Here is a 20638-nt window from a genome sequence, read left to right as displayed (position 1 = left end):
AGGCAGTCAGGCAGAGGGAGCGAGACAGTTCATGGCAGTACGCGGGATTCTCGGCGGCCGTAACCGGCGCGACCACAAGACCCCGGAGCCGCACCCGTCCGGTGCCGTGCCCCCGAAGATCCCCGGTGAGCTCGTGCCCAAGCACGTCGCCGTGGTGATGGACGGCAACGGCCGCTGGGCCAAGGAGCGCGGTCTGCCGCGCACCGAGGGCCACAAGGTCGGCGAGGGCGTCGTCATGGACGTGCTCAAGGGCTGTATCGAGATGGGCGTCAAGAACCTCTCGCTGTACGCCTTCTCGACCGAGAACTGGAAGCGGTCCCCGGAGGAGGTGAAGTTCCTGATGAACTTCAACCGGGACGTCATCCGCCGCCGCCGTGACGAGATGGACGAGCTCGGCATCCGGATCCGCTGGGTCGGCCGCATGCCGAAGCTGTGGAAGTCCGTCGTCCAGGAGCTCCAGGTCGCCCAGGAGCAGACCGAGGACAACGACAAGATGACGCTGTACTTCTGCGTCAACTACGGCGGCCGGGCCGAGATCGCCGACGCCGCGCAGCGGATCGCGCAGGATGTCGCGGCCGGAAAGCTCGACCCGTCGAAGGTCAACGAGAAGACCTTCGCGAAGTACACCTACTACCCGGACATGCCGGACGTCGACCTCTTCGTCCGCCCGAGCGGCGAGCAGCGCACGTCCAACTACCTGATCTGGCAGAGCGCGTACGCCGAGATGGTCTTCCAGGACGTGCTGTGGCCGGACTTCGACCGCCGTGACCTGTGGCGGGCCTGTCTGGAATTCGCCCAGCGCGACCGGCGCTTCGGCGGTGCGGTGGAGGCCGCGGCCTCCGGCAGCTGAGCAGCGGGCCCGCGGAGGCATCGGCCCCCGCGGGCCCGGATCACTTCCCCGCGCTCGCGCACTCCGCGCAGGTACCGAAGACCTCCACCGTGTGCGCCACGTTCACGTAGCCGTGCTGCGCCGCGATCGTCTCCGCCCACTGCTCCACGGCCGGGCCCTCGACCTCGACGGCCTTGCCGCACATCCGGCACACCAGATGGTGGTGGTGGTCGCCGGTCGAGCACCGCCGGTAGACGGACTCACCCTCGGTGGTGCGCAGCACATCGACCTCGCCCGCGTCCGCGAGGGACTGCAGGGTGCGGTAGACCGTGGTCAGCCCGACCGAGTCGCCGCGGTGCTTGAGCACGTCGTGCAGCTCCTGCGCGCTGCGGAACTCGTCCACCTCGTCGAGCGCGGCGGCCACGGCCGTCCGCTGCCGGGTCGAGCGGCCTCGTACCGGTGCCGCGTTGGTTCCGCTGATCGGCGCCGTCGCCACAGGAGCCTCCTCGTGTCGCCCGTACGTTTGTCGGGCCATTGTGCCAGTCCTGCCCGGCCCCGGGGTCAGACGTGGACGTCGTCCGTGGCCCGGCGGGTGGCCGGTACCTCCAGAGTGCACCGTTGCGGGGCCGATTCGCTCCTGCGCGCGCGGCTTCTGGCCAGGGGAGCGGCGAGCAGGGTCAGTGCGACGAAGACGCCGATGGCCAGCAGCACGATCGTCGCGCCGGGCGGTACGTCCTGGTAGTACGAGGTCACGGTGCCGGCCAGGGTCACCGCCACCCCGATGACGACCGAGAGTACGAACGTCACCTTGAAGGACCGGGTGATCTGCTGCGCGGCGGCGACCGGGACCACCATCAGGGCACTGACCAGCAGCAGCCCGACGACCCGCATCGCGACGGTGACGGTGACGGCCGCGGTGACCGCGACCAGCAGGTTCAGCACCCGCACCGGCAGCCCGGTGACCCGGGCGAACTCCTCGTCCTGGCTGACCGCGAACAGCTGCCTGCGCAGCCCCACCGTCACCAGCAGCACGAAGGCCGCCAGCAGGCCGATCGCGGTGATGTCCTCGGAGGAGACCGTGGCGAGCGAGCCGAAGAGGTAGGAGGTGAGGTTGGCGTTGGAGCCGGTGTCGGAGAGGTTGATCAGCAGGACACCGCCCGCCATGCCGCCGTAGAAGAGCATCGCCAGCGCGATGTCGCCGCGGGTACGTCCGTACCAGCGGATCAGCTCCATGACGACGGCGCCCACGACGGCGACGGCGGTGGCCATCCAGACCGGGCTGGTGGAGAGCAGGAAGCCGAGGCCGACACCGGTCATCGCGATGTGGCCGATGCCGTCGCCCATCAGTGCCTGCCGGCGCTGCACCAGGTAGATGCCGACGGCGGGGGCGATGACGCCGACCAGCACGGCGGCGATCAGTGCCCGCTGCATGAAGGGAGGGGTGAGGAATTCCATGATCAGCTCAGCAGTCCCGTCCGGACGGGCTCGGAGGCCGCGTGGGGGTGTACGTGGTCGTGGCCGGGCAGGGCGTGCTGCCCGAGCGCCTTGGGGGGCGGTCCGTCGTGCATCACGCAGCCGTCGCGCAGGACGACCGCGCGGTCGATCAGCGGCTCCAGCGGGCCCAGCTCGTGCAGGACGAGCAGCACGGTGGTGCCGGCCGCGACCTGTTCGCGCAGGGTCGCGGCGAGGATCTCCTGGCTGGCCAGGTCGACGCCTGCCATCGGCTCGTCCATGATCAGCAGCTCGGGCTCCGCGGCGAGCGCGCGGGCGATCAGGACGCGCTGGTGCTGGCCGCCGGAGAGGGCGTTCACCGAGTCCTTGGCGCGGTCGGCGAGGCCGACGAGCTCGATGGCCCGGTCGACGGCGGCGCGGTCGGCCTTGCGGGGCAGGCCCAGCCGGGTCCGGGACAGCCGCCCGGAGGAGACGACCTCGCGGATGGTGGCCGGTACGCCGCCGGCCGCCGTGGTGCGCTGCGGTACGTAGCCCACCCGCGCCCAGTCGCGGAACCTGCGCAGCGGGGTGCCGAAGAGCTCGACGGCGCCGCCGGTGAGCGGGACCTGGCCGATGGCGGAGCGTACGGCGGTCGACTTGCCGGAGCCGTTGGCGCCGAGCAGTGCGACGACCTCGCCGCGGTGCACGGTCAGGTCGACGCCGCGCAGCACGGGGCGTGCTCCGAGGGTGGCCGTGGCGTCGCGCAGGACGATCACGGGTTCTGGGGTGGAGCTCGCGGGCTCGGGCATGAGCGCCTCCGGTGCTGCTGCGGGGTTCGGGCGGATCGGATCGGGCGGTTCGGCCGCGTCGCTCGTGTCGGTCGTGTCGCTCACTTCGCGCCGAGTGCCTTCTGCAGCGCGGCGAGGTTGGACTCCATGACCTCGATGTAGTCATCGCCCTCGGACTTGTCGGTAATTCCCTCCAGCGGGTCCAGGACGTCGGTCCGCAGGCCGGTGTCCCGGGCGACGGTCTTCGCGGTCTTGTCGCTGGCGAGCGTCTCGAAGAAGACGGTGGTGACCTTCTTCTTCTCCGCGATGGAGTGCAGGGCGCTGATCCGGGCGGGGCTGGGCTCGGCCTCGGGGTCGATGCCGGCGATGCCCTCCTGGGTGAGGCCGTAGCGCTCGGCCAGGTATCCGAAGGCGGAGTGGGTGGTGATGAAGGTCTTGGTGGCGGTCTTCCTCAGCCCCGTCTTGTACGCGGTGTCGAGCGCGCCGAGCTCCTTGACCAGGGTGGCGGTGTTCTTGCGGTAGTCCGCGGCGTGGTCCGGGTCGGTCTTCTCCAGGGACTTCCCGACCCCCTTGGCGACCTCGGCGTACTTCACCGGGTCCAGCCAGATGTGCGGGTCGGCGCCGGGCTCCTCGCCCTCGTGCTCGTGGCCGTGCTCCTCGCCGCCGGCCTCGGTGCCGTGGTCCTCCAGCGTGGTCAGCTTCGCGGCGTCGACGGTGTGCTCCGACTCGGAGAGCTTGATCGCGTCGTCCACGGCGGGCTGGATGCCCTTGAGGTAGAGGATGTAGTCGGCGTCGCTGAGCCCGCCGATCTGCCGGGGGCTGAGCTCCAGGTCGTGCGGCTCGACCCCGGGCTTGGTGAGGGTGGAGACGGAGACGTGGCCGCCGCCTATTCGCTCGGCCAGGAACTGCATCGGGTAGAACGACGCCACCACGTTCAGTTTGTCGCCGCTCCTGTGGTCGGCGGCGTCGGATGTCGAGCAGGCGGAGAGCACGGTGAGGCCGAGGACGACTGCTCCGGCGACGGCTGCGGTGGGTATGAGGCGGCGTTCGTTCATGACAGTCATTTTCAACAAAAGTGGAAACGATTGTCAACAAGGCTGATGAGATGCCTCCGGATGTGACTGACCCGATACCGATTTGATCGAAGGGGCGTGCCCGCCGGTAATCTGAGGCATCCGCGCACCCGTCTCCTGACCACCACCCCCCACTGAGGCGCTTCGCGCAGGCCCTGTCCAATTTCGTCGTCGTAATGAAGAGAGCACCGTGGCCGCCGACAAGATCGACTCCATCGTCAGCCTGAGCAAGCGCCGTGGCTTCGTTTTCCCCTCCAGTGAGATCTACGGTGGTCAGCGCGCCGCCTGGGACTACGGGCCGCTGGGCGTTGAGCTCAAGGAGAACCTCAAGCGCCAGTGGTGGCGCTACATGGTCACTTCGCGCGAGGACGTGGTCGGACTCGACTCGTCGGTCATCCTGGCCCCCGAGGTGTGGGTGGCCTCGGGCCACGTCGCCACGTTCTCCGACCCGCTGACCGAGTGCACCTCCTGCCACAAGCGCTACCGCGCGGACCACCTGGAGGAGGCGTACGAGGAGAAGCACGGCAAGCCGCCGGTCAACGGCCTCGCCGACCTCAACTGCCCCAACTGCGGCAACAAGGGCACCTTCACCGAGCCCAAGGAGTTCTCCGGCCTGCTCTCCACGCACCTCGGCCCGACCCAGGACTCCGGCTCGGTCGCCTACCTGCGCCCCGAGACCGCCCAGGGCATCTTCACCAACTTCGGCCAGGTGCAGCAGACCTCGCGCAAGAAGCCGCCGTTCGGCATCGCGCAGATGGGCAAGTCCTTCCGGAACGAGATCACTCCGGGCAACTTCATCTTCCGCACCCGCGAGTTCGAGCAGATGGAGATGGAGTTCTTCGTCAAGCCGGGCGAGGACGAGCAGTGGCAGGAGTACTGGATGGAGCAGCGCTGGAACTGGTACACCGGCCTGGGCCTCCGCGAGGAGAACATGCGCTGGTTCGAGCACCCGGCGGAGAAGCTCTCCCACTACTCCAAGCGCACCGCTGACATCGAGTACCGCTTCCGCTTCGGCGGCAGCGAGTGGGGCGAGCTGGAGGGCGTCGCCAACCGCACGGACTACGACCTGAAGGCACACTCCAAGGCCTCGGGCACCGACCTGTCCTTCTTCGACCAGGAGGCCGGCGAGCGCTGGACCCCCTACGTCATCGAGCCGGCGGCCGGTGTCGGCCGCTCGGTCCTGGCCTTCCTGCTGGACGCCTACATCGAGGACGAGGCGCCCAACGCCAAGGGCGTCATGGAGAAGCGCACCGTGATGCGCCTCGACCCGCGCCTGGCGCCGGTCAAGGTCGCGGTCCTGCCGCTGTCCCGCAACCCGCAGCTCTCGCCGAAGGCCAAGGGCCTCGCGGCCGACCTGCGGCAGAACTGGAACATCGAGTTCGACGACGCGGGGGCCATCGGCCGCCGTTACCGTCGTCAGGACGAGATCGGTACGCCGTTCTGCGTCACCGTCGACTTCGACACCCTCGACGACAACGCGGTGACGGTGCGCGAGCGCGACACGATGAAGCAGGAGCGCGTCTCGCTGGACCAGATCCAGGCGTACCTCGGCGCGCGGCTGCTCGGCTGCTGATCCGCCGCATCCGCTGCACGAGGCCCCCGGTTCCCCGAACGGAACCGGGGGCCTCGTGCACACTGGGCACAATCGTCCACAGGAGGCTCGGATGCCGTCCATGACCACGAGCAAGGTCAGCAGATGGGACCAGCACGGCCGTGAACACATAGTCCACGTGAGGAAGTCGGGGATGCAGCGGCAGTTGAGCTGCGACACCTGCGACTGGCGCAAGGGGGCGCAGTTCCTGCCCTGGCTCAAGGCCGAGGAACATCTCGCCGAGGCACACCAGGCGACGGTCGACCCCACGGCGACGTAGCCGACGGCCCAGTCGAGTCGACGTCGCAGCCGAGGTCACAGCCGAAGCCGCGGCCGAAACCACCGTCGACGCCCGCCCTCAGGCGCGCAGGCCGCGCAGCAGCAGGTCCGAGACGGCGGTGAACTCGGCGACGATGGCGGGTTTCCGCCACTCGGCGGCATACGCCGGGTCGTGGAACCGCGCCGTCGCGTCGAAGACCGCCTGCGCGGCCGCCGCGGGGTCGTCCACGGCGAACTGCCCGTCGGCCGCCCCTTCCTCGATCATCTCCCGCAGCTGGCCCACCAGTTCGCGGATGTGCTCCTCGACCACGGTGCTCTCGCCCGTCAGCACCTCATAGGTGGCGAACAGCTCCGGATCGTCACCCGCCTTGTGCCGCTTGGCCTCGAACAGCGCCTCCAGCCACTGCCGCAGCCTCTCCGGGGCCGGCTGGGCCGAGGCGTGCAGGATCTCGGTGAGCGCGAGCTCCGTGCGCGTCAGCCAGCGACCGGTCACGGCCTCGCGGAGGGCGGCCTTCGTGCGGAAGTGGCGGTACACGCTGCCGTGGCTGACGCCGAGCACCCGGGCCACGTCGACCACGGTCGCCTTGGCGGGGCCGTAGCGGCGCAGCACGTCCTCGGTGGCTTCGAGGATGCGCTCGGGAGTCAGCGGGTCGGGCGGCGTCATCGCGGGTGTGCTGCCTTTCGGGGGCGTCGAGCGGCTTCGGGCGGCTGCGGGCCGCTTCGGGCGGTGTTTCGGGACCGGCCGCCGGGCGGGGTCTCACGTGCGGCTTGCCGGCGGTGCCGCCGAACCCTGCTGACCGTACCCGGAGGTCAGCGCTCGCTGTCCAGGTGGGCCATCTGGCTGTCGGGGTAGCGGGCGCCCGCCGCCGCTCCGGCCGGGACCGCCTCCTCGATCGCGGCGAGGTCGGACGCGGTCAGCTCCACGTCCAGGGAGCCGAGGGCCTCGGCCAGCCGGTCACGCCTGCGGGCGCCGACCAGCGGCACGATGTCCTCCCCCTGGGCGAGGACCCAGGCGATGGCGATCTGCGCGACCGTGACGCCCTTCCGCTCCGCGATCTTGCGGAGCGCGTCGACCAGGTCGAGGTTGTGCTGGAGGTTCTCGTCCTGGAAGCGGGGGCTCATGGTCCGGAAGTCACCGGCGGTCAGCTCGCGGTCGCGGGCGAAGTGGCCGCTGATCAGCCCGCGGGAGAGCACCCCGTACGCCGTGACGCCGATGCCCAGCTCGCGGCAGACGGGCAGGATCTCCGCCTCGATGGACCGGGAGAGCAGCGAGTACTCGATCTGCAGATCGGAGATCGGGGCGACGGACGCTGCCCGCCGGATGTTCTCCGCGCCGACTTCGGAGAGGCCGATGTGGCGGACGTGTCCGGCCTCGACCAGCTCGGCGATGGCGCCGACGGTCTCCTCGATCGGGACGTCGGGGTCGAGGCGGGCGATCCGGTAGATGTCGATGTGGTCGAGGCCCAGCCGCTGGAGTGAGTAGGCCGCGAAGTTCTTGACCGCTGCCGGGCGGCCGTCGTAGCCGTTGAAGCCGCCCTCGACGGTCCGCAGCGCGCCGAACTTCACACTGGTCAGGGCCTGTTCCCGGGCGGCGGCGGGGGCGGTGCGCAGGGCCTCGTTGATCAGCAGCTCGTTGTGTCCCATGCCGTAGAAGTCGCCGGTGTCGAGCAGGTTGATACCGGCTTCGAGCGCGGCATGAATGGTGGCGACCGACTCGGCGCGGTCCGTCTCGCCGTACAGCGCGGACATCCCCATGCAGCCGAGGCCGAGCGCGGAGACCTGTGGGCCGGTGGAGCCGAGGGCGTGGGTGCGGAGGGCGGTCATGAGGAAACTCCCGGGTGGTGGAGGAGGGCGGAGGGGGAGAAGACGGAGGTGGCGTGGAGGGGGACAGGAGAGAAGGGCAGGGCGTTGTGCGCGCATATCGACCTTGGCATACGTGATGACAGATTTCAATATCTGTCAGCCCATGTTCCCTCTTCGGGGTGATCCGGCCGGGCGGAAATCCGGTGCTGCGCCCGCCCCGGGCGCGGTACCGTTCCGGCATGTCTTCGTTCTTCCAGATCTACGAGTGAGTGCGCGGCGGGTCCGACCACCCGCCGCCCACCGGATCGATCCAGGGTCGTTTCAGACCTCACTTTCACCACGAATGGGAGAACCCCGTGGCCAAGAGCCGTAACAACCTTCTCGGCGTCGGCGGACAGCGGAAGAAGCTGTCCCGCGCCGAGCAGCAGGGCGCAGGTCCCGAGCGCGACGCCGACCGGAAGACTGCGGCCGAGCAGAAGCAGGAGCTGCTGCGCAAGATGCGGGAGCGTGCCGGCCACCCCGCGCCCGCGGACGACGCCGCCGAGCAGGACGCCCCGGCGCAGGACGCCGCAGAGCAGGGCACCCCGGCGCAGAGCTGACGCTCGTTCGTGGGGGTCAGGTCGCATGACACGTACGACCGGTGGCCCGGCCGCATGACACGTGAGACCGGTGACCCGTTTGCACGACACGTATGACCGGTGGCCCGGAACACCTCAGGTGTGCCGGGCCACCGCCGTTACCGCTCGGGCGCTACGTTTCCTGGCCTGCTCCGGATGCGACGTGTTGAACCGGTGTACCTGGTGGCGAGGAACCAGTTCTCGATCCACTGCGGGTGGCCGTTGTTGATCATCATGCTCCGGCCGTGGAGGTCTTTCCGCTTGCGGCACAGGATCGTCGCGCCGCAGGTGATGTCCGCGGCGTAGTCCAGGGCGACGGCTTCCTGCGTGGACGGCGGCAGTGCCATCTCGCCCTCTTTGGTGGTCGTTTCTACTTCTGGTGCGGTTGTGCGGGGCGGACAGGGCACCGGTCTCGCCCCGACTGCCTACCTGACTGAGCGACCGCCCGTCCGGCCACCGGACGGACCGCGCCCCGTGCCCGTCGCCGAATCCGTACTCGTACCCGTCCCCGAATCCGCGGCCGAAGAGCCTCCCGCCGAAGGCCCGTGCGCCGTCGCGGCCCCCTCCAGGAGTTCCGCGGTCCGGCGCGCGGTACCCCGTGCCCAGCGCCCGCTGCTCAGCGCCCCGACCACCAGAACGCACACCCCGCAGCCGGTGATGATCCACCAGGCGGGCTTGCTCGCCGCCACGAAGCCGTCGGCCGGCCCGATGCCGCCCGAGGAGCCGGCGCCGGTCACCCCCGCCGCCAGCACCGCCCCGATCACGGCGACGCCCAGCGTCTGCCCGATCTGGCGGCTGGTCGAGGCGACCGCGGCGGCAACGCCCGCCTGGGACCGCGGCATACCGGAGACGGCGGTGTTGGTGATGGGCGCGTTCACCGAGCCGAAGCCCAGCCCGAACAGCACATAGCCGGTGAACATCAGCAGGTTGTCGGTCTCCGCGTCGAACAGCGCGAACATGAGCCCGCTCGCCGCCATCGCGACCCCCGCGACCAGGAGCGGGATACGTGGCCCCCGGCTGGCGACGATACGCCCCGAGATCGGTGGCAGGACACAGACCACCGCCGCCATCGGAAGCATGTACAGACCGGCGCCCAGTGCGCTCAGCCCCCGTACGTCCTGCAGGTAGAGCGTGTTGACGAAGAGGAAGCCGCCGAGCGCGGCGAAGGCGCTGACCGCGATGACGGTGGCCCCGCTGAACGGGGCGCTGTGGAAGAACCGCAGATCGATCAGCGGATCGGCGCGCCGGGGTTCGTACACCAGCAGGCCGGTCAGCGACGCCGCCGCGACCGCGGCGAACAGCAGGATCTCCGCGGAGGCCCACCCCTTCTGCGGCGCCTCGATGATCGCGTACGTCAGCGAGCCCAGCAGCGCGATCACCAGCAGCTGGCCCACCGGGTCGGGGCGGCGGGCCTTCGCGGCGCGCGACTCGGGGACGTACTTCCAGGTCAGCAGCAGTGCGGCGATACCGACCGGCAGATTGATCCAGAAGATCGACCGCCAGCCGACCGAATCGACCAGGCTGCCGCCGATCACCGGACCCGCGGCCATCGAGATACCGACGACACCGCCCCAGGCGCCGATCGCCCGCGCGCGTTCGCGCGGTTCGGTGAACGTATTGGTGATGATCGACATCGCGACCGGGGTGAGCATGGAGCCGCCGACGGCCTGCACCATCCGGAACACGATCAGTGTCTCCAGGCTGGGCGCGATCGAGCAGAGCGCCGAGCCCAGGGTGAACAGGACGAGCCCGGCCTTGAAGACCTTGCGCCGGCCGATCCGGTCGGCGGTGGAACCCGCGAGCATGAGAAGGGAGGCGAGGACGAGTGTGTACGCGTCGATCGTCCACTGCATCCCCGCGACGCTCGCGTGCAGGTCCTGGCGCATGGACGGGAGGGCGACGTTCAGGACGGTGCTGTCCAGGCTGACGATCAGCAGACTCATGCAGCAGATCGCCAGCACCAGCATCCGTCGCCGGTGGCTGAGCTCGGGCATGCATGGATAGTACGACTAACTAACGACCCCTGCCGCCGCTGCCACCGTGTACACCGGAGCAGTTCTCCGCGTACGCGACAATGGGGGAATGACCACGCTCGCCCCCTCGCCCCAGCTGCTCCGCATCGGCCCGCACACCGTGCAGCCGCCGGTGGTCCTCGCCCCCATGGCCGGCATCACCAACGCGCCCTTCCGCACGCTGTGCCGGGAGTTCTCCGGCGGCAAGGGGCTGTTCGTCAGCGAGATGATCACGACGCGGGCGCTGGTCGAACGCAACGAGAAGACCATGCAGCTCATCCGCTTCGACGCGAGTGAGACGCCGCGCTCCATCCAGCTGTACGGAGTGGACCCGGTCACGGTCGGCAAGGCCGTCCGCATGATCGTCGACGAGAACCTCGCCGACCACATCGACCTGAACTTCGGCTGCCCGGTCCCCAAGGTCACCCGCAAGGGCGGCGGCTCGGCGCTCCCGTACAAGCGGCCGCTGCTGCGCGCGATCCTCCACCAGGCCGTCTCCCACGCGGGCGATCTGCCGGTCACCATGAAGATGCGCAAGGGCATCGACGACGACCACCTCACCTACCTCGACGCCGGCCGGATCGCCGTGGAGGAGGGCGTCACGGCGATGGCCCTGCACGGCAGGACCGCTGCCCAGCACTACGGCGGCACCGCCGACTGGGACGCCATCGCCCGCCTCAAGGAGCACGTCCCGGAGATCCCCGTCCTCGGCAACGGCGACATCTGGTGCGCGGACGACGCCCTGCGGATGATGCGCGAGACCGGCTGCGACGGCGTGGTCGTGGGCCGCGGCTGCCTGGGCCGCCCCTGGCTCTTCGGTGACCTGGTGAGCGCCTTCGAAGGTACGGCGACGAGGCAGACGCCCTCCCTGCGCACCGTCGCGGACGTCATGCTGCGGCACGCGACGCTGCTCGGGGAGTGGATCGGCGACGAGAGCCGGGGCGTGATCGACTTCCGTAAGCACGTGGCCTGGTACCTCAAGGGCTTCGCGGTCGGCTCCGAGATGCGCAGGAACCTGGCGGTCACCTCCTCGCTGGAGGAGCTGGGCTCCCAGCTGAACGAACTGCGGCTGGACCAGCCGTGGCCGGACGGCGCCGACGGCCCGCGCGGACGCACCTCGGGCAACAACCGGGTGGTTCTCCCGGACGGCTGGCTGAAGGACCCCTACGACTGCTCCGGCGTCAGCGCCGACGCGGAACTGGACACCTCCGGCGGCTGAGGCGGTACGGAAAAGGCCCCGGCCCCCGGACTCATCCCCGGCCCCCGGACTCGGCCCCCGGCCCCCGCGTCAGCCCTTGACGTCCAGGCCCGCCCGCCGCTCCAGCGGGGCCGCGGCCGCGGAGTTCATCACGTTGAAGACCATGCTCCCCGCCCGGTAGCGGTCGTCCGTCCACTCGATGGCCCGGCCCGCCGCCGTGTACGTCAGGTGCCGCTGCCGCAGCAGCGGGCTGGCCCGGCGCACCCGCAGCAACCGGGCGTCCTCGCTGCCCGCCGCGACCGCGTCGATCAGGTGCTCGCCGTAGTGCGCGACGATGTCGGCGCGTTCCGCGATGCTGTTCATGATCGAGACGCAGTCCTCCGGCAGCGCCAGGACGGCCGGGGCCACCCAGTCCGCGTACACGGTCCGCTCGACCATCACCGGCTCCCCGTCGAGCCACCGCAGCCGCAGCACGTACAGCACGTCGCTGCCCGGTTCCGCGTCCAGGCGTTCGGCCTCCTCGGCGGTCGCGGTCCGCGTGGTGCGGGTCAGGATGCGGCTGGAGACCTCGCACCCCATCGCGCATGCTGCCGCTGGTCGTGCCGCCGATCGCCCTGGTCACGGGCATCACCACGGTGCTGCGCTGGGGGCCCGACCACTTCTCGCGCACCCCGCTCTACCAGACGTTCCTCGCGGTGCAGGACGAGTCGTTCCCGGTGGTATTGGTCCTCGCCTACACCGTGCTCGCGCTGCCGTTCGTGCACCGTTCGCTGGACGCCGGGCTGCGCGCGGTCGACGTACCCACGCTGGTGGAGGCGGCCCGCAACTGCGGGGCGAGCCGGACGCAGGTGATCCTGTGACCCCGGTCCACCGCCCGGTGCTCGTCGTGCCCGTACGGGGGACGACGGCACCGGCCGCGCCGGCAGCCGGGGCACCGGCGTCCGACGGCCGGGTGGACGCGTGAAGGCCCCCGCCGCCGTCCTCTTCGACATGGACGGCACCCTGGTCGACACCGAGGTGCTGTGGTGGGAGACGGTCCGCGAGGTCGCGGCCGGACTCGGCCACCGGCTGACCGACGCCGACGCGCCGGAGGTCGTCGGCCGGGCCGTCGCGGACACCGCCGCCCATCTGATCGCGGTGACCGGCGGGGCAGCCGGCGCACGGGACCGGACCGCGGAGCCGGACGGCAGCGCCGAGCCGGATCGCGGCGCCGAGCCGGATCGCGGCGCAGAGCCGGATCGTGGCGCCGCACTCGAACGGACCGCCGCCGAGCTGACCGGCTCCTTCTTCCGGAAGGTTGACGCGGGCGTGCCGCTGCGCCCGGGGGCCGCCGCGCTGCTGGCCTCGGTGGAAGCCGCCGGAGTGCCGTTCGCCCTGGTCAGCGCCTCACCGAGGAGCGTGGTGGACGCGGTGGTGGCAGGGTCGCTGGCCGGGGTGGGCTTCGCCTTCACGCTGTCCGCCGACGACACCGTACGGACCAAGCCGCATCCCGACCCGTACCGGGCGGCGGCGGAGCGGTTCGCGGCCGCGCCCTCGGCCTGTGTCGCGGTGGAGGACTCCCCGGACGGCACCGCGTCGGCCGACGCGGCGGGGTGCGCGGTGCTGGTGGTCCCGTCGTTGCTGCCCGTGGCCCCCGGGCGGGGGCGGACGTTCGCCCGTAGCCTGGAGGAAGTCGACCTCGGGGTGCTGAGCGACTGCCTGAGGCGTCCGGATCCTGAAACGCGGGGTCCGACATCAGCGTGATTCGCGCCACCTTTGATCGAGGGTGCGCTCAGGTGAGCGTATGAGTGGTGGCTGCACTTCTGGAAGACCTGGCACTCAGTGCCAGGTGGCAGTCTTCGGGAAGTGTACTCAAATGCGAAGAGGTCCGCTCATGTGAGTGTCGAGGCTCAAGAACTGGCCATGCCGCCTTCACGTTCTGAAGGAGAGGCCTCGGCTTGATCGCCGGAGAGATTCTTTGGATCTGCTGGCGGACAGGTGGTTACGGCAGCAAGACGGCCAGGTGGACGTACCCAGACACCTTCGATCTGGGTATGTTCCTCGCCGTCAGGGCAGCCACCGCGTCCTCGAGGAGTCGAGACCCGTGTCGGAAAACAGAGACCCCCACGTATCCACCCCGGAGTCCCGGGAGCCTGCGGGTCAGAAGTTCGTTTATGACTTCACCGAGGGCAACAAGGATCTGAAGGACCTGCTCGGCGGGAAGGGTGCCAACCTCGCCGAGATGACCAATCTCGGGCTCCCCGTCCCTCCGGGCTTCACCATCACCACCGAGGCGTGCAAGGTCTACCTCGGCAGCGGGGAGGAGCCGGCCGCGCTGCGCGACGAGGTGAGTGCGCACCTCGACGCCCTTGAGGCGCGGATGACCAAGAAGCTCGGCCAGTCCGACGACCCGCTGCTGGTCTCCGTCCGCTCCGGCGCCAAGTTCTCGATGCCCGGAATGATGGACACGGTCCTCAACATCGGCCTCTCCGACGCGTCCGTCGTCGGTCTCGCCACCCAGAGCGGTGACGAGCGGTTCGCGTGGGACTCCTACCGCCGGCTCATCCAGATGTTCGGCAAGACCGTCCTCGGCGTCGACGGCGACCTCTTCGAGGAGGCCCTGGAGGCCGCGAAGGAGGCCAAGGGCGTCAGCGTCGACGTCGATCTCGACGCGGCCGACCTGAAGAAGCTGGTCAAGCAGTTCAAGAAGATCGTCACGCGGGACGCCGGACGCGACTTCCCGCAGGACCCGCGCGAGCAGATGGACCTGGCCATAAAGGCCGTCTTCGACTCGTGGAACACCGACCGGGCCAAGCTCTACCGCCGCCAGGAGCGCATCCCCGGCGACCTCGGCACGGCCGTCAACATCTGCTCCATGGTCTTCGGCAACCTCGGCCCCGACTCCGGTACCGGCGTCGCCTTCACCCGCGACCCGGCCAGCGGACACCAGGGCGTCTACGGCGACTACCTGCAGAACGCGCAGGGCGAGGACGTCGTCGCCGGAATCCGCAACACCGTGGTACTCGCGGACCTGGAGTCCATCGACAAGAAGTCGTACGACCAGCTGATCACGATCATGGAGACGCTGGAGACCCACTACCGGGACCTCTGCGACATCGAGTTCACCATCGAGCGCGGCCGGCTGTGGATGCTCCAGACCCGGGTCGGCAAGCGCACCGCCGGCGCCGCCTTCCGGATCGCCACCCAGCTCGTCGACCAGGGCCTCATCGACGAGGCGGAGGCCCTCCAGCGGGTCAACGGCGCGCAGTTGGCGCAGCTGATGTTCCCGCGCTTCGACGACGACGCCGAGGTGCGGCTGCTCGGGCGCGGCATCGCGGCGTCCCCGGGCGCGGCGGTCGGCAAGGCCGTCTTCGACTCGTACACCGCGATCAAGTGGTCCCGTTCCGGCGAGAAGGTCATCTTGATCCGCCGCGAGACCAACCCGGACGACCTCGACGGCATGATCGCCGCCGAGGGCATTCTGACCTCGCGCGGCGGCAAGACCTCGCACGCCGCCGTCGTCGCCCGGGGCATGGGCAAGACCTGTGTCTGCGGTGCCGAGGAGATCGAGGTCGACACCAAGCGGCGCCGGCTGACGGCCGGGACCACGGTCGTGGAGGAGGGCGACCTCGTCTCCGTCGACGGATCGACCGGCAAGGTGTACCTCGGTGAGGTGCCCGTCGTACCGTCTCCGGTCGTCGAGTACTTCGAGGGCCGGATGCACGCGGGCGCCGACGACGCCGACGAACTGGTCGCCGCCGTGCACCGGATCATGGCGTACGCGGACCGGGTGCGCCGGCTGCGGGTGCGGGCCAACGCGGACAACGCAGAGGACGCCCTGCGGGCCCGTCGCTTCGGCGCCCAGGGCATCGGGCTGTGCCGCACCGAGCACATGTTCCTCGGTGAACGCCGCGAGATGGTCGAGAAGCTGATCCTGGCCGACACCGACCAGGAGCGCGAGACGGCGTTGGCCGCGCTGCTGCCGCTCCAGAAGGCCGACTTCATCGAGCTGTTCGAGGCGATGGACGGACTGCCCGTCACCGTGCGGCTGCTCGACCCGCCGCTGCACGAGTTCCTGCCGGACATCACGGAACTGTCGGTCCGGGTGGCGCTCGCCGAGTCCCGCAAGGACGCCAACGAGAACGACCTCCGCCTGCTTCAGGCCGTGCACAAGCTGCACGAGCAGAACCCCATGCTCGGCCTGCGCGGGGTCCGGCTCGGTCTTGTCATCCCCGGTCTGTTCGCCATGCAGGTACGGGCCATCGCCGAGGCCGCCGCCGAGCGCAAGAACGCCAAGGGCGACCCGCGCGCGGAGATCATGATCCCGCTCGTGGGCACGGTCCAGGAGCTGGAGATCGTCCGCGAGGAGGCGGACCGGGTCATCGCCGAGGTCCAGGCCGCCACCGGCACGGACCTCAGGCTGAAGATCGGCACGATGATCGAGCTGCCGCGTGCCGCGCTGACCGCAGGTCAGATCGCCGAGGCGGCGGAGTTCTTCTCCTTCGGCACCAACGACCTGACCCAGACGGTGTGGGGCTTCTCCCGCGACGACGTGGAGGCCTCGTTCTTCACCGCGTACCTGGAGAAGGGCATCTTCGGGGTGTCGCCGTTCGAGACGATCGACAGGGACGGCGTCGGTGCGCTGGTCCGCAGTGCCGTCGAGGCAGGCCGGGCCACCCGTCCCGACCTGAAGCTCGGCATCTGCGGCGAGCACGGCGGCGACCCGGAGTCGGTGCACTTCTTCCACGAGGTGGGCCTGGACTACGTCTCCTGTTCACCGTTCCGCATCCCGGTGGCCCGTCTGGAGGCGGGCCGGGCGGCGGCCGAGCCGCGCGGCAGCGACAGCCGCTGACGCGGCGGAAGTCACGGATACCGGGGCCGTCGCCGGCTCACCGGACCCTCACCGGGACGTATGCGGCGGCCGCGAGTGAGCGCTTTCCATGATTCCGGGCGCTCCATTGCTTCGTTTAATGCGCAAAGAGATGTGCCGGACCGGAACCGGGTGGTCCGGAGCGGACCGGGGTGCGGCCCATGGATCCCCATCCATGGGCCGCACCCGGCTTACCCCCGCCGGGTGCGGAGCCGCACCATTGCCAACCGCCGCCGAGCGAGCAAAACCCCCCACGGCCTTCACTCGCTCTTCCGGTGGCTCTGGAATCGCAACCCGACGTCGTACAGCCTTTCGGGTGACACCAGGGCGAGGCGAGACGTTTCACCTCTGGCCGAAACCCCGTGGTGACGTGGTGTGACGACTCGCATACTCTTACGCGGGGGTAATTGCAGGTGCAAGCAGGTGGGGGTTCGGTGCTGCGTATCCATATATCCGGATGGGACCTTTCCAGAGTGCGGATGGCCACCGGGCCGGACGCATTGTGGGAGACCATTCTCAGTCTTCATCGGCTGAGGGACCGGCGTGCTTCCACGGTGTTCGGGAAATGGCGCACGGAAACCCGTCCGCGGTTGAATGGTGAAGTACATCTGCTGTCCGCCGTGGTGCCGTCGCGCGGCTATTTCCCGGACTTCCTGACGCCTTCTCAGGAGGGTTCCGAACCACTGGATTTCACCACCGGAACCGAGGCCCTGCGCGACACCCCGCCCGAGCGGCTGCGCGCCGAACTGGCGATGCTGGGCACCGGGGGAGCAGCCGGCGGCCGCACCGCCACGGCCCGGCGGGCGGTCCGGCCGGTACGGCTGGACGCGCTGCGGGAAGGGCGCTCCGAGCCGCTGGGCCGGCTCATCGGGGCGCTGCGCGGCTACCACCGCGCCGCGGTCGAACCGTACTGGCCGCATATCCAGGCGGGCATCGAGGCCGACCGCGCGGTCCGGGGACGCGCGCTCCTGGACGGTGGCGCGGACGAGCTGCTCGCCTCGCTCCCGCCGGTGATCCGCTGGCGGGCGCCGGTGCTGGAGGCGGATTACCCGGTCGACCGCGAACTGCACCTGGACGGCCGCGGACTGCTCCTCCAGCCGTCGTTCTTCTGCCGCGGCGCCCCGGTCGTCCTCCGCGACCCGATGCTGCCGCCGGTGCTCGTCTATCCGGTCGGCCACACCGGCGCCCCGGTCTTCGCCGAACCGGGCCCCTGGCTCGGTCGGCTCCTCGGCCACACCCGCTCCACGGTGCTGCGGACCATCGGTGACGGCTGCACGACCAGCGAGCTCGCCCGCCGGGCCGGGGTCTCCCTCGCGTCGGCGAGCCAGCACGCCTGTGTGCTGCGGGAAGCGGGCCTGGTGCACACCCTGCGCCACGGCAGCTCGGTCCTGCACACGCTGACTCCGCTGGGCGGCTCGCTCCTGCGGGGCGGTGCGCCGCTCGCCGTGTCGTGATCCGTACGGGGCCCGCCGGACGTGGGAACGGCCGACGGGTTTTCCGTCCGGCACCGATGAGTTTCCGGCGGCCCCGGCGTCTACCTCTCGTATCGCGTTCGCAGAGAACGCACAGGATTCGCCCACCGAACGCACCCATCGCGTTCGCCCAGCGAATTCGCCCACTGAGAGAGCGAGACGGCCATGCCTCAGATGATCTTCGTGAACCTGCCGGTCAAGGACCTGGAGACGACCAAGGGCTTCTTCGGGAAGCTGGGGTTCTCCTTCAACCCGCAGTTCAGCGACGAGAACACCGCCTGTCTCGTCATCAGCGACACGATCTTCGCCATGCTGATGGCCGAGCCGCGCTTCAAGGACTTCACCAAGAAGGAGATCGCGGACGCCTCGAAGACCACCGAAGTGCTCCTGGCGCTGAGCGCGGAGAGCCGCGAGAAGGTGGACGAGCTGGCCGACGCGGCGCTCGCCGCCGGCGGCTCACCCGCCAACGAGCCCCAGGACCTCGGCTTCATGTACGGCCGGTCCTTCCAGGACCCGGACCACCACATCTGGGAGGTCATCTGGATGGACCCGGCCGCCGTGGACGGCCAGGGCTGAGCCCACCGGGGCGAGGGCCCCTCGTTTGACTCAGGCCGGGCTCGCGGGCCCCGGGGAATCAGACCCCGAGGCCCGCGAAGGTGACCCCGGTCAGCTGCTCCGACGCCACCCACAGCCGTTCGCTCGCCACATCGTTGAGCGTCCAGCCCGCCCGCCGGGACGGCGCCGGCGCACCGCGCCAGCCCAGCAGCCGCGGACCGGTGAACGAGTCAGGCCGCACGCCGGGCGCGGTGGCCGCGTACAGGCTGGGCAGGGCGCCCGCGGACGCGGGCTGGGCGATGATCCGGTTGCCGAACTCGATGACCCGCTCCGCCGCCCTGCGGTTCTCCATCCGGACGCCCGCCGTCGCCAGGTTGGTCGACGCGTAGCCCGGGTGCGCGGCGGCGGCCACCAGCCCGCTGCCGATGGCGGCGGTCCGCCGGGCCAGCTCGTGGACGAACAGCAGGTTGGCCGTCTTCGAGCGGCCGTAGGCGATCCAGCGGCGGTAGTTCCGCTCACTGTTGAGATCGCCCATGTCGATGTCGGACAGGGCGTGCAGAGCGCTGGACACGCTCACCACCCGCGCGCCCGGGGTGTCGAGCAGCTTCGGCAGCAGCAGCCCGGTGAGGGCGAAGTGCCCGAGGTGGTTGACGCCGAACTGGGTCTCGAAACCGTCGGCGGTCCTCCCGTACGGAAGGGCCATCACACCGGCGTTGTTGATCAGCAGATCGAGCCGGTCCGGGGTGTAGGCCGCGGCGAACTCCCGTACCGACGACAGATCGGCCAGATCCAGCGCGGCGAACTCCACGTCCGCGTCCGGCACCGCACCGCGGATGCGGGCCGCCGCCTCCTTGCCGCGCCGCTCGTCGCGGCAGGCGAGCAGTACCCGGGCACCGCGTCGGGCCAGCTCCCGTGCGGTGATCAGCCCGATACCGCTGTTGGCTCCCGTCACCACGGCCGTGCGGCCGCTCTGGTCGGGAAGGTCACTCGCGTACCGGCGCCGGTTCATGGATCAAGCGTACGACCGGACGGCCCCATGGCCGGAAACGTGCTGCTCGGTCCGCGCGGACCTCGAAGACCGCAACGGTGCCCCCGTCTTCGTCCGGGCAGGCACCCGTCGCCAGGTCGAAGCGCTGCTTCGGCAGGGGGAGACGATGAACGGCCGCCCTCCGAACAGCGTGCCGTACGGGTGGGCGTCCGGCGTCCCTGCCGCGGACCAGCCCTGCGGGACGAACGGGTAGGAGCCAGTGGCCCACGGCAGGCTCGGGGTTCGCTCAACTCTTCCGCCGGGGCGGCAGGACGGTTGGACGCGACACGTGCCGTTTCCTTAGGGTCGCGATCATGCCTGACATAACCCTGACCACCCTCGTCGTGCTGTGCCTCGCCGCGGGAGCGGCCGGCTGGATCGACGCGGTGGTCGGCGGCGGCGGACTGCTCCTGCTGCCCGCACTGCTGCTGGGGCTGCCGCACGTCCCCGCCGCGCACATCCTCGGCACCAACAAGGCCGTCGCCATCGTCGGCACGTCCGGCGCCGCCGTCGCCTACGCGCGCAAGGCGCCGGTGAAGGTCGGCACCGCGCTGCGGATCGGTCTCGCGGCGCTGGCCGGATCGATGACCGGTGCCTTCTTCGCCGCCGGGATCAGCAGCGAGGTCCTGCGCCCGGTGATCATGGTGGTGCTGCTGGCGGTCGCGGGGTTCGTCATGCTGCGGCCCCGGTTCGGCAGGGCGCCCGAGGACGGCACGGCACCCCGGGTCACCCGGGCCCGCACCGTCACCGCGATCGTCCTGGTGGGCGGCGGCATCGGCCTGTACGACGGGCTGTTCGGACCGGGGACCGGCACCTTCCTGGTGCTGGCGCTGACCGCGGTGCTCCACCTCGATCTGGTGACGGCCTCCGCCAACGCGAAGATCGTCAATGTCTGCACCAACGGCGGCGCGCTGGCGATGTTCGCGTACCAGGGCAACGTGATGTGGCAGCTCGCTGCTCTGATGGCGGTGTTCAATCTGGCGGGCGGCCTGGTCGGGGCGCGGATGGCGCTGAGCAGGGGCAGCGAGTTCGTCCGCGGGGTGCTGCTCGTCGTGGTGTTCTCGCTGGTCGCGAAGCTCGCCTTCGACCAGTGGAACGGGTGAGTGCGTCGGGC

At 70.3% G+C, this 20638-nt stretch carries 19 protein-coding genes and 2 pseudogenes; 11 read left to right on the top strand and 10 right to left on the bottom strand.

The features are described 5' to 3' along the window. Nucleotides 1-31: 31 nt before the first annotated feature. Nucleotides 32-850: an isoprenyl transferase gene (locus ACIQM0_RS01975; RefSeq protein ID WP_401282483.1), complete on the top strand. Its 819-nt coding sequence runs from the start codon at nt 32-34 to the stop codon at nt 848-850. Nucleotides 851-890: 40 nt separating this feature from the next. Here the strand turns inward: ACIQM0_RS01975 and ACIQM0_RS01970 are convergent, their stop codons facing one another. From ACIQM0_RS01970 to ACIQM0_RS01955, 4 genes are all read right to left on the bottom strand, one after another. Next, the gene (locus tag ACIQM0_RS01970) at nt 891-1325 is read right to left on the bottom strand and encodes a Fur family transcriptional regulator (protein ID WP_362962667.1); all 435 of its coding nucleotides are present in this window, start codon (nt 1323-1325) and stop codon (nt 891-893) included. Nucleotides 1326-1390: 65 nt separating this feature from the next. Continuing rightward, nucleotides 1391-2284 (bottom strand): metal ABC transporter permease, encoded by an 894-nt coding sequence (locus ACIQM0_RS01965; protein ID WP_385035842.1) that lies wholly within the window; start codon nt 2282-2284, stop codon nt 1391-1393. 2 nt (nt 2285-2286) lie between these two features. Beyond that, nucleotides 2287-3069 carry a metal ABC transporter ATP-binding protein gene (locus ACIQM0_RS01960; protein ID WP_401283368.1) on the bottom strand — a complete coding sequence of 261 codons (783 nt, stop codon included), beginning with the start codon at nt 3067-3069 and terminating at the stop codon, nt 2287-2289. Between the two features lie 80 nt (nt 3070-3149). Further along, the gene (locus tag ACIQM0_RS01955; RefSeq protein WP_401282478.1) at nt 3150-4103 is read right to left on the bottom strand and encodes a metal ABC transporter substrate-binding protein; all 954 of its coding nucleotides are present in this window, start codon (nt 4101-4103) and stop codon (nt 3150-3152) included. Between the two features lie 208 nt (nt 4104-4311). On the opposite strand from ACIQM0_RS01955, the gene ACIQM0_RS01950 reads away from it, so the two are divergent. Beyond that, nucleotides 4312-5694: a glycine--tRNA ligase gene (locus ACIQM0_RS01950; protein ID WP_363030822.1), complete on the top strand. Its 1383-nt coding sequence runs from the start codon at nt 4312-4314 to the stop codon at nt 5692-5694. A 91-nt stretch (nt 5695-5785) separates the two neighbouring features. Then, complete coding sequence (locus ACIQM0_RS01945; RefSeq protein WP_123470842.1) at nt 5786-5992, top strand: hypothetical protein; 207 nt, start codon at nt 5786-5788, stop codon at nt 5990-5992. Nucleotides 5993-6070: 78 nt separating this feature from the next. Here the strand turns inward: ACIQM0_RS01945 and ACIQM0_RS01940 are convergent, their stop codons facing one another. Then, nucleotides 6071-6655, bottom strand: a complete 585-nt coding sequence (locus tag ACIQM0_RS01940) for a TetR/AcrR family transcriptional regulator (RefSeq protein ID WP_401282474.1) — start codon at nt 6653-6655, stop codon at nt 6071-6073. Between the two features lie 146 nt (nt 6656-6801). Further along, complete coding sequence (locus ACIQM0_RS01935) at nt 6802-7815, bottom strand: aldo/keto reductase (protein ID WP_401282471.1); 1014 nt, start codon at nt 7813-7815, stop codon at nt 6802-6804. A 335-nt stretch (nt 7816-8150) separates the two neighbouring features. Between ACIQM0_RS01935 and ACIQM0_RS01930 the strand changes: the two genes are divergently transcribed. Continuing rightward, entirely contained in the window at nt 8151-8393 is a 243-nt protein-coding gene (locus ACIQM0_RS01930; protein ID WP_401282468.1) for a DUF6243 family protein, read from the top strand. 137 nt (nt 8394-8530) lie between these two features. Here ACIQM0_RS01930 and ACIQM0_RS01925 read toward each other — a convergent pair whose 3' ends face one another. Continuing rightward, nucleotides 8531-8758, bottom strand: coding sequence for a hypothetical protein (locus ACIQM0_RS01925; protein ID WP_401282465.1), 228 nt, complete (start codon nt 8756-8758; stop codon nt 8531-8533). A gap of 78 nt (nt 8759-8836) precedes the next feature. Beyond that, nucleotides 8837-10405: an MFS transporter gene (locus ACIQM0_RS01920; RefSeq protein ID WP_401282462.1), complete on the bottom strand. Its 1569-nt coding sequence runs from the start codon at nt 10403-10405 to the stop codon at nt 8837-8839. Nucleotides 10406-10493: 88 nt separating this feature from the next. On the opposite strand from ACIQM0_RS01920, the gene dusB reads away from it, so the two are divergent. Beyond that, complete coding sequence (dusB, locus tag ACIQM0_RS01915; RefSeq protein WP_401282460.1) at nt 10494-11642, top strand: tRNA dihydrouridine synthase DusB; 1149 nt, start codon at nt 10494-10496, stop codon at nt 11640-11642. A gap of 69 nt (nt 11643-11711) precedes the next feature. On the opposite strand, the pseudogene ACIQM0_RS01910 reads toward dusB, so the two are convergent. After that, nucleotides 11712-12209 (bottom strand): annotated as a pseudogene (locus ACIQM0_RS01910) (GntR family transcriptional regulator); the annotation flags it as partial. On the opposite strand from ACIQM0_RS01910, the pseudogene ACIQM0_RS01905 reads away from it, so the two are divergent. The 5 genes and pseudogenes from ACIQM0_RS01905 to ACIQM0_RS01885 form a co-directional block, all read left to right on the top strand. Next, nucleotides 12206-12478 (top strand): annotated as a pseudogene (locus ACIQM0_RS01905) (ABC transporter permease); the annotation flags it as partial. The pseudogenes ACIQM0_RS01910 and ACIQM0_RS01905 sit on opposite strands and share 4 nt — an antisense overlap. A gap of 103 nt (nt 12479-12581) precedes the next feature. After that, entirely contained in the window at nt 12582-13364 is a 783-nt protein-coding gene (locus ACIQM0_RS01900) for an HAD family hydrolase (RefSeq protein ID WP_401282457.1), read from the top strand. A gap of 340 nt (nt 13365-13704) precedes the next feature. After that, complete coding sequence (gene ppdK / locus ACIQM0_RS01895) at nt 13705-16452, top strand: pyruvate, phosphate dikinase (protein WP_401282454.1); 2748 nt, start codon at nt 13705-13707, stop codon at nt 16450-16452. A gap of 452 nt (nt 16453-16904) precedes the next feature. Continuing rightward, nucleotides 16905-17924 carry an ArsR/SmtB family transcription factor gene (locus ACIQM0_RS01890; protein ID WP_401282451.1) on the top strand — a complete coding sequence of 340 codons (1020 nt, stop codon included), beginning with the start codon at nt 16905-16907 and terminating at the stop codon, nt 17922-17924. 183 nt (nt 17925-18107) lie between these two features. Then, nucleotides 18108-18518, top strand: a complete 411-nt coding sequence (locus ACIQM0_RS01885) for a VOC family protein (protein ID WP_401282448.1) — start codon at nt 18108-18110, stop codon at nt 18516-18518. Nucleotides 18519-18576: 58 nt separating this feature from the next. Here ACIQM0_RS01885 and ACIQM0_RS01880 read toward each other — a convergent pair whose 3' ends face one another. Beyond that, nucleotides 18577-19506, bottom strand: coding sequence for an oxidoreductase (locus tag ACIQM0_RS01880; RefSeq protein ID WP_401282446.1), 930 nt, complete (start codon nt 19504-19506; stop codon nt 18577-18579). A gap of 332 nt (nt 19507-19838) precedes the next feature. On the opposite strand from ACIQM0_RS01880, the gene ACIQM0_RS01875 reads away from it, so the two are divergent. Then, complete coding sequence (locus tag ACIQM0_RS01875; protein ID WP_401282443.1) at nt 19839-20627, top strand: sulfite exporter TauE/SafE family protein; 789 nt, start codon at nt 19839-19841, stop codon at nt 20625-20627. The last annotated feature ends 11 nt before the right edge of the window (nt 20628-20638 follow it).

It is taken from the genome of Streptomyces sp. NPDC091387, assembly GCF_044756945.1.
In the GTDB taxonomy this organism is placed as follows: Bacteria; Actinomycetota; Actinomycetes; order Streptomycetales; family Streptomycetaceae; genus Streptomyces.
This window is presented reverse-complemented; position numbering and strand designations above follow the sequence as displayed.

What these genes read in the sequence shown, in the direction of transcription:
- ACIQM0_RS01975 (WP_401282483.1), top strand. Translation starts at nt 32, where the DNA reads ATGGCAGTACGCGGGATTCTCGGCGGCCGTAACCGGCGCGACCACAAG.
- ACIQM0_RS01965 (WP_385035842.1), bottom strand. Translation starts at nt 2,284, where the DNA reads ATGGAATTCCTCACCCCTCCCTTCATGCAGCGGGCACTGATCGCCGCC.
- ACIQM0_RS01960 (WP_401283368.1), bottom strand. Translation starts at nt 3,069, where the DNA reads ATGCCCGAGCCCGCGAGCTCCACCCCAGAACCCGTGATCGTCCTGCGC.
- ACIQM0_RS01955 (WP_401282478.1), bottom strand. Translation starts at nt 4,103, where the DNA reads ATGAACGAACGCCGCCTCATACCCACCGCAGCCGTCGCCGGAGCAGTC.
- ACIQM0_RS01945 (WP_123470842.1), top strand. Translation starts at nt 5,786, where the DNA reads ATGCCGTCCATGACCACGAGCAAGGTCAGCAGATGGGACCAGCACGGC.
- ACIQM0_RS01940 (WP_401282474.1), bottom strand. Translation starts at nt 6,655, where the DNA reads ATGACGCCGCCCGACCCGCTGACTCCCGAGCGCATCCTCGAAGCCACC.
- ACIQM0_RS01935 (WP_401282471.1), bottom strand. Translation starts at nt 7,815, where the DNA reads ATGACCGCCCTCCGCACCCACGCCCTCGGCTCCACCGGCCCACAGGTC.
- ACIQM0_RS01925 (WP_401282465.1), bottom strand. Translation starts at nt 8,758, where the DNA reads ATGGCACTGCCGCCGTCCACGCAGGAAGCCGTCGCCCTGGACTACGCC.
- ACIQM0_RS01920 (WP_401282462.1), bottom strand. Translation starts at nt 10,405, where the DNA reads ATGCCCGAGCTCAGCCACCGGCGACGGATGCTGGTGCTGGCGATCTGC.
- dusB (WP_401282460.1), top strand. Translation starts at nt 10,494, where the DNA reads ATGACCACGCTCGCCCCCTCGCCCCAGCTGCTCCGCATCGGCCCGCAC.
- ACIQM0_RS01885 (WP_401282448.1), top strand. Translation starts at nt 18,108, where the DNA reads ATGCCTCAGATGATCTTCGTGAACCTGCCGGTCAAGGACCTGGAGACG.
- ACIQM0_RS01880 (WP_401282446.1), bottom strand. Translation starts at nt 19,506, where the DNA reads ATGAACCGGCGCCGGTACGCGAGTGACCTTCCCGACCAGAGCGGCCGC.
- ACIQM0_RS01875 (WP_401282443.1), top strand. Translation starts at nt 19,839, where the DNA reads ATGCCTGACATAACCCTGACCACCCTCGTCGTGCTGTGCCTCGCCGCG.